The sequence below is a fragment of the Halochromatium sp. genome, assembly GCF_054919635.1.
The window spans coordinates 1-8,107 of the sequence record NZ_JBUDPI010000155.1 but is presented as its reverse complement, the minus strand read 5'-3'; the positions used below and the strand labels follow the sequence as shown (position 1 = coordinate 8,107).

7 protein-coding genes are annotated in these 8,107 nt (G+C 63.5%); all 7 read right to left on the bottom strand.

Features of this window, described 5'->3' with window-relative positions; genetic code table 11:
* On the bottom strand, window positions 1–1,042 hold a 1,042-nt coding region (gene pyrC / locus ACY693_RS10675; protein ID WP_462321811.1), incomplete at its 3' end, for a dihydroorotase.
* Between the two features lie 16 nt (window positions 1,043–1,058).
* Window positions 1,059–2,735 (bottom strand): SulP family inorganic anion transporter, encoded by a 1,677-nt coding sequence (locus tag ACY693_RS10670; RefSeq protein WP_462321810.1) that lies wholly within the window; start codon window positions 2,733–2,735, stop codon window positions 1,059–1,061.
* Window positions 2,736–2,841: 106 nt separating this feature from the next.
* Window positions 2,842–4,698 carry a sodium-extruding oxaloacetate decarboxylase subunit alpha gene (gene oadA / locus ACY693_RS10665; RefSeq protein ID WP_462321809.1) on the bottom strand — a complete coding sequence of 619 codons (1,857 nt, stop codon included), beginning with the start codon at window positions 4,696–4,698 and terminating at the stop codon, window positions 2,842–2,844.
* A gap of 14 nt (window positions 4,699–4,712) precedes the next feature.
* Entirely contained in the window at window positions 4,713–6,131 is a 1,419-nt protein-coding gene (locus tag ACY693_RS10660; protein WP_462321808.1) for an acetyl-CoA carboxylase biotin carboxylase subunit, read from the bottom strand.
* Window positions 6,132–6,214: 83 nt separating this feature from the next.
* Window positions 6,215–6,421, bottom strand: coding sequence for a 4Fe-4S binding protein (locus tag ACY693_RS10655; protein ID WP_462321807.1), 207 nt, complete (start codon window positions 6,419–6,421; stop codon window positions 6,215–6,217).
* Between the two features lie 14 nt (window positions 6,422–6,435).
* A complete protein-coding gene (locus ACY693_RS10650; RefSeq protein WP_462321806.1) occupies window positions 6,436–7,101 on the bottom strand; it encodes a 2-oxoacid:acceptor oxidoreductase family protein in 666 nt (221 codons plus the stop codon).
* On the bottom strand, window positions 7,101–7,988 hold the full coding sequence (locus ACY693_RS10645; RefSeq protein ID WP_462321805.1) for a thiamine pyrophosphate-dependent enzyme: 888 nt from the start codon (window positions 7,986–7,988) through the stop codon (window positions 7,101–7,103). Before ACY693_RS10645 ends, ACY693_RS10650 begins: the two co-directional genes overlap by 1 nt.
* Between the last annotated feature and the right edge of the window lie 119 nt (window positions 7,989–8,107).

Here is an 8,107-nt window from a genome sequence, read left to right as displayed (position 1 = left end):
CGGGTCGTCCCAGTCGCCAGCCGACGTCGGTCCCGGCGCGCAACGGCACGATCTCCTCCAAACCTGCATTGATCAGCTTCGGCACCAACCAGGTATGGGCTTCAAGGGTCATCTTGTCGTCATTCCGGGGCAGGCCGTAGAAATCCGGGCCATGGAAGCTCGCAAAGCCTTCGAGTCGATCCAAGGCCCCGGCGTCGGCGAAGATCTCGGCATACAGCTCGATCGCTGCCGGTGCACTGTAGATGCCGGCACAGCCGCAACCTGACTCCTTAGCGTTTTTGGGATGCGGGGCCGAATCCGTACCGAGAAAAAACTTCGGCATACCGCTGGTGGCGGCGTTCACCAACGCCTGACGATGGGTTTCGCGCTTGAGCAGCGGCAGGCAGTAATGATGTGGTCGCAAGCCGCCATCGAATATGGCATTGCGGTTCAGTAGCAAATGATGAACGGTGATGGTTGCCGCGACCCGCTCGGAGGCTTCCAGCACGTAGTCGACTGCGTCCTTGGTCGTGACGTGCTCGAGCACGGTGCGCAGCGCCGGAAACCGCGTATTGATCCGCTGGAGATGCCGCTCGATGAACACCGCTTCCCGGTCGAAGACATCGACATCCCGATCCGTGACCTCACCGTGCAGCAACAGCGGAAGATCGACCTCCTGCATGGTCTCGAGCACCGCATAGACGTTGCTCAGATCCTGAACCCCATTGTCGGAATTGGTCGTTGCGCCCGCCGGGTAATACTTGACCGCATGGATCGAGTCCGACGCCTTGGCCCGCCGGATCTCGTCTGGCGAGGTGTTCTCGGTCAAGTACAGCGTCATCAGCGGCTCGAAGGTCATGCCCTCGGGAACCGCCGCTAGAATGCGGCTTCGATAGGCCTCGGCCTGAGCCACCGTGGTCACCGGCGGCTTTAGGTTAGGCATCACAATGGCTCGCGCGAAGCAACGAGCTGTGTCCGCAATCACCGTCTTCAGCATGTCACCATCGCGCAGATGGAGATGCCAATCGTCGGGTTTGGTTATTCGGATTTGATGGTTTGACATTCCAAGTGATCAGAACTCATGCCGCGATCATGTTCCTATCTGACGGGCTGCTTCTTGTACTCTCCCGTAACACATCCATGGCGGCTTGGACGGCCTTGTGTCGATCCGGATACTCTGAGACGTCCTGGTGATCGAGGATTCTCAGTTTCTGCAGGCGCTTCTTAATGGGCTCGCTGGCTCCTGCAACCATCACCAGTCCACCCGCCGCGATGACATCATAGGTCATATTCTCAATCGCAAGGGACACCGAGGTGCCCAGGAAGGGCACATCCGTCATGTCGAGGATCATGACCTTGGCGTTGGCGATGGCGGCATGCTCCTGGGAGATGGTCTTGGCTACCCCGAAGATCATCGGGCCACTGAGTTGGAACAGCAGGATGTTGCCATCCGCGGTCTCCAGCAAGTCGCGGTCTTCGTCGCTGATCTGGACGTCGTCATCCAGGATGGAGATGGTCTTGACCTTGTGCGCCGGCAGTTCTGACAGCTTCTGGATGGTGAGGAGATTGGCCAGGAAGACACCGAAGCCGACGGCGACGATCAGGTCGTAGAACACCGTCAGCAGCATGACGCTATACATCAGGATGGTGCTGGTTTTCGACACCCGGTGCGCCCGCTTCAGGAAGCTCCAGTCGAGGATGTCGATGCCCACCTTCATGGCAATGGCCGCGAGGATCGCCATGGGCACATCCGCAAGCAGGGGCGCCGCCCAGAGGACGACGACCAACAGCAACAGGGCGCGGATCACGCCGGCCAGGATGGTCTGGGCACCGGTCTGGATATTCGCCACAGTCCCCATGGTGGCGCCGGCTCCGGGCAAGCCGCCGAGGAGACCGGAGAGGATGTTGCCGATGCCCTGGCCGACCAGCTCGCGGTTGCTGTCGTGCTGGTCGCGGGTCAGGCTGTCCGCAATCATCGCGGTCAGCAGCGTGTCGATGGCGCCCAGGGTGCCGAGGACGATGCCGTCCAGCAGAATCCGGGTGACCTCCTCAGGGGTGAAGGACGGCAGCACGAGACTGGGCAGTCCCATGGGAATCTGGCCAATGGTGCGTAGGCTGCCCGGCAGCGACACGAACATGACCACGGCGGTCCCGATCAGTAGGACCAGCAGTTGCGGAGGGCAGAAGCGACGCCACCGAACCGGGTACAGCAGCAGGAAGCAGAAGGCGAGCCCGCCGAGCAAGAGCTCCGTCGAGTCAAGCTCCTGGATCAGCCGGGGAAGGGCCTCGAGCGTTGCCAGCACGCCGCCGGGAGGCGCCGCATGTCCCAGCATGGGCGGGAGCTGCATCAGGATGAGGATGATGCCGATGCCGGACATGAAACCGGAGATGACCGCGTAGGGCATCAGGGTGATGAAACGTCCCAGTTTCATGAACCCGATCAGCAACTGGAACGCCCCGGCCACCATGACCACTGTGAACGCCATCGCCATCCCGTTCTCGGGGTAGCGGGCGACCATGCTGGTGATCACCGCCGTCATGATGACGGTCATGGGACCGGTCGGCTCGGAGATCAGCCGGGTAGATCCTCCGAACAGGGCCGCGAACAGTCCCACGCAGACCGCCCCGTACAGACCGGCCTGTGGACCCGCCCCGGAAGCCACGCCGAACGCGAGGGCCAGTGGCAGCGACAGGATCGCTGTGGTCACCCCTCCGGCAAGATCCGGGCCGACATGTTTGAATGTCAGTCGATTCATGGATGGTTCATGCTATGAGCAGGACGGCTGCTGTCATCGGCCGGGCCCTCGCGCAGGCTGGATCGCATCGGGGGATGGCATCAGGGGATCGCATCAGCGGATGGCATCAGCCACCGTTCGCCGGCTCGATCTCGATCAGCACCTCGTCCGGATTCACCGAATCGCCCTTGGCGACGAAGATGCCTGTCACCGTGCCGGCGATGGGCGCTTGAATCTCAGCCTCCATTTTCATCGCCTCTGTGACCAGCACGGCTTGCCCGGCGCTGACCGTTTCGCCTTCCGTCACCAGCACGTCGACGATGTTGCCCGGCATCGAGGTGGTCACATGGCCCGGTTGCGTGGGCTGCGGGCGTTTTCCGGCGATGGCCTTCTTGACCGCACCCTCAGCCCCGCCGGTCAGGACCACCTCATCGAGACTCTCGACCAGGACTTCCTCTGGGATGCCGTCAATCGCCAGGTAGAAGTGGCGCTCGGCTTGGCCCTTGTGGCCGGCTCCGGTCACCTTGACGTGATAGGTTTCGCCGTGCACGGCGATGTTGAACTCGGTCGGCGCCGCCTGCGGGCTGAGCCCACTCGTTGGTGGCTCCAGCGGCTCGGGATGCAGGGTGCCGGCGGCCCGATGCTCGAGGAAGGCGCGCCCAACCTCCGGAAACATGGCGTAGGTCAGGATATCCTCCGGCGAGCCCGCCAGGGCGCCGACCTCCTTGGTCAGGCGATCGAGCTCGGGCTTGAGCAAGTCGGCCGGACGGCAGTCGATCAGCTCCTCCTTGCCGACCGCACGTTCCTGCAGTTCTGGATTGACCGGCGCTGGCGCCTGTCCATAGCGTCCCTGTAGATAGAGCTTCACCTCGTTGGTGATGGTCTGATAGCGGTTCTCGGTTAGGACATTCAGCACCGCCTGGGTGCCGACGATCTGCGAGGTTGGGGTCACGAGTGGCGGATAGCCGAGGTCCTTGCGAACCTGAGGGATTTCGTCGAGCACCGCGCCCATGCGGTCGAGCGCGTTCTGCTCCTTGAGCTGGTTGGCGAGGTTGGAGATCATCCCGCCCGGCACCTGATTGACCTGGACCCGGGTATCCACCCCGGTGAAATCGCTCTCGAACTGGTGGTATTTCTTGCGCACCTGATGGAAATAGACGCCGATCTCCTGCAGTGCTTCCAGGTCCAGGCCGGTGTCGTAAGGCGTGCCGCGCAGGGCCGCGACCAGGCTCTCGGTGGGCGCGTGCGAGGTCCCGCCGGCGAGCGCCGAGATGGCGGTGTCGATGGTATCGCAGCCGTTCTCGATGGCCTTGAGATGACACATCTCGGAGAGGCCGGCGGTCGCGTGGGAATGCAGGGTCAGCGGCAGCGGGATACCGTCTTTCAGGGCCTTGACCAGCTCGGCGGTGACATAGGGCGTCAGCAGGCCGGCCATGTCCTTGATGGCGATGGAGTCGCAGCCCATGGCGGCCAACTCGCGGCCCATGGCGACGAATCCGGCAATGTCGTGAACCGGGCTGACGGTATAGCAGATGGTGCCCTGGGCGTGCTTGCCGGCCGCCTTGGTCGCCTCGATGGCGGTGCGCAGGTTGCGCACGTCATTGAGGGCATCGAAGATGCGAAAGACGTCCATGCCGTTGTCGGCGGCGCGGTTGACGAAGGCGCGCACCACATCATCAGAGTAATGGCGATAGCCGAGCAGGTTCTGCCCGCGCAACAGCATCTGTAGACGGGTGTTGGGCAAGGCCTCGCGCAACTGGCGCAGCCGTTCCCATGGGTCTTCCTTGAGGAAGCGCACGCAGGCATCGAAGGTGGCGCCGCCCCAGCACTCGAGCGACCAGTAGCCGATGGCATCGAGCTTGGGGCAGATCGGCAGCATGTCGTCGGTGCGCAGGCGGGTCGCCAGCAGCGATTGGTGGGCATCGCGCAGAATGAGGTCGGTGATGTTGATCTTTTTTGTGGACGTTGGCGTGGATGGGGACATGGCTGGGTTCTCTCCTACAGACCGGCATGCGCCGCAACGGCGGCGGCGAGCGCGGCGGCGATGTCTTCGCGGCGGCGTTTGCTCGAGTAGTTGAGCAGTTCGGGATGGGCCTCGATGAAGCCGGTGTCGAATGAGCCCGCGCGGAAGTCGGGATGGCGCAGGATCTCCTGATAGAAGGGGATGGTCGTGCGCACGCCGAACAGGCCCATGTCGCGCAGGGCGCGGTGGCCGCGATTGACCACATCGTCCCAGTTGAGCGCCCAGACGATCACCTTGGCGAGCATGGAGTCATAGTGCGGCGGGATCGTATAGCCGGTGTAGATGGCCCCATCGGTGCGCGCGCCCGGCCCGCCTGGGGCGTAGTAGCGCGAGATGCGTCCAAAGCTCGGCAAGAAATTGTTCTTCGGGTCCTCGGCATTGACGCGAAACTGGATCGCATAACCGCGCCGCCCGATCTCGTGCTGACGGTAGCGCAGCGGCAGGCCGGCGGCGATGCGGATCTGCTCCTCGACCAGGTCGACACCGGTGATGGTCTCGGTGATGGTGTGCTCGACCTGGATGCGGGTGTTCATCTCCATGAAATAGAAGCGCCCGGCCTCGTCGAGCAGGAACTCGACGGTGCCGGCATTGGTGTAACCCACCGCGCGTGCCGCGATCACGGCCAGCCCATTGACGTACTGGCGCTGCGCCTCGTCGAGCTGGGGCGAGGGCGCGATCTCGATCAGCTTCTGATTGCGGCGCTGGATGGAACAGTCGCGCTCGAACAGATGCACGCAGTTGCCGTGATGGTCGCCGAGCACCTGCACCTCGATATGGCGCGGATTCACCACGCAGCGCTCGAGGAAGACCTCGGCGCGCCCGAAGGCCTTGGTCGCCTCGGAGATGACCCGGACATAATTCTGACGCAGTGCCTGGGCGTCATCGCAACGGCGGATGCCGCGCCCGCCGCCGCCCGAGGTGGCCTTGAGCATGACCGGATAGCCGATCTCCTCGGCGCAGGCCAGGGCCGCCTCCAGGCTGTCGAGATTTCCGGGGCTGCCGGGCGTGACAGGGACACCGGCCTGCTGCATGGCCAAGCGCGCCGCGGTCTTGTCGCCCATGCGCGCGATCACCTCGGCGCTTGGGCCGATGAAGGTGATCCCGCGCCGCGCGCAGGCTTGTGCCAGCTCCGGGTTCTCGGACAGGAAGCCGTAGCCTGGATGCACGGCATCGCAGCCGGTGGCAACGGCGAGATTGACGATTTGGTGCACGTTCAGGTAGCCGGCAAGCGGGTCACTGCCCAGGCAATAGGCCTCGTCGGCCTTCTTCACGTGCAGCGAATGGCGGTCGGCATCCGCAGAGATCGCGGCCGAGCGAATGCCCATCTCGGCGCAGGCGCGAATGATGCGCACCGCGATCTCGCCGCGGTTGGCGATCAAGATCTTACGAAGCATGACAGGGTCTCGGGCATGGCCAATTGAAGAATCGGGCGGCCCGGCAAGGCCGGGACGGCGTCCTGCCGTCCGCCTCGCGTCCTTTAAGCGTTCAGGCTGACCTGTTTGACGCTCATCGCAGCCTTTGTGCACAGGGTAATGCAGACGCCGCATCCCTTGCAGCGTTTCTGGTCCACGGTCACCGTCTCGCTGTCCTCGCAGTAGGCGATGACATTCGGGTCCGGGCATCCCATCGCGCACAAGGCGCATCCCGAGCAGAGTTTGGCTTCCACTTCGGTGGCATAGTACATCGAAACCCCCTGGATCAGTGTGTCTGTTGGAACATGGATTCGCCAGCCTTCTGGATGACCTCGAGATTCTTCTCGATCATCTGGCTGACCTTGGCGAACTTCTCTTTCACCGCATCATCAAGCGCCGCGGTGCTGCCGGAGGCGACGAACTTGCTGCCGCCGAAGCGTTCGACCATGGCCGACTCCAGCGCGTCCAACGAGGGCAGCTGCTGGAGGCGGTAGAGCGCCCCGAGCATGGCGATGTTGGTGGACAGGTGCGTGCCGCTCACCTCCATCGCGACCTCCGAGGCGGGAACGTAGTGGACCTGCGCATCGAGCTTGTCCAGGTTGTCCAGATCCTCGTGTGCGAGCTCCAAGACAGAGGCGGAGTTGATGATGATGGTCCCGCCGGCCTCCAGGCCATCGAAGAAGGGCATGGTGTAGCTCTTGCCCAGGGTGATGACGTGCGGATGGAAGACCATGATGAGGCTCGGGTACAGGATCTCGCCACGCTCGTAAATCGGCTCGCGCGAGATGCGTACATAGCTTTCGGCTGGGGCGAGCCGCTTTTCCGCGCCGAAAAACGGATTGACGGTGACCTGCAGCTCATCCTTGTAGGCGGCCATGCCCAGGATGTGCGCTGCGGTCACCACGCCCTGGCCGCCCAATCCGGACAGGCGAATGGACATCTTCTCAGCCATTACTGCTTGCCCTCTGACTGTTTGCCCTCTGACTGTTTGCCCTCTTCAAGCGCGCTCAAGAAACTGCGGGCGTCGTCGGAGAGGTATTCGTACTGCTTGAAGCTCTTCTCCTTCTCCCGCGCCTTGATCGTCAGCACGGTGTCCGAGGGCTTGGTCTTGAAGTTGGTGGGGCAGGGACTGAGCAGCTGCACGTAGGTGGGACCCACCTCGCGGGCGATCAGGATCGCGCGCCGCACCACCTTGCCGAGCTTGCCCGGGCGCGACGGGGAGGCGGCGGCCACGTAGGCGCAGCCGGAGGCTTCGGCCACCTTGGGCAGATCGGCTTTGGGGAACACCTTGCCCTTCGGCGCCATGTTCATCACCGTCCCTTCCATGCTCATGCCGCTCTCCTGGCCGCCGGTATTGGCGTAGGCCTCGTTGTCGAGCATGATGGTCGCGATCTTCTCGCGCCGGAACCAGGACTGCATGACCATGTCCAGGCCGATGTCGGCGGTGGCGCCGTCGCCGGCGACCACGACCACGTCCTTCACATGGTCCGGAAAACGCAGGCTCAGCGCGCGTTTGATGCCGCTCGCCACGGCGTTCTGGTTGCCGAACAGCGAGTGGACGTTGTGCAGGCCGACCTGCGGAAACACCAAGGCGCTGCAGCCGGTGGAGCCAACGATCACCGTATCCTCGGGGCTCGGCAGCGAGGCGAGCACCAACCGCAGGGACAGGGCCAGTCCGCAGCCGGCGCACAGCGGATGCTCCTCGATCAGTTCCTTGTACTTGCCAAGGTCGGTGACCTTGTAGTCCTTCCCGTAGGGGCCGTTCTCCACCAGCTCCTTGTATTCCTCGGGCATCACGTCCTCGAACGCGGGCGAGATGCTGACGATGCGCGTACTCACTGGAGCACCCTCCTGATTTCATCGACGATGAGATGGGCCGGCATGGTCATGCCACCAAAGACCCGGGGAGCACCGATCACCCGCCGGGGGTCGTCCACCGTGGCCTTGATCTCCTTGGC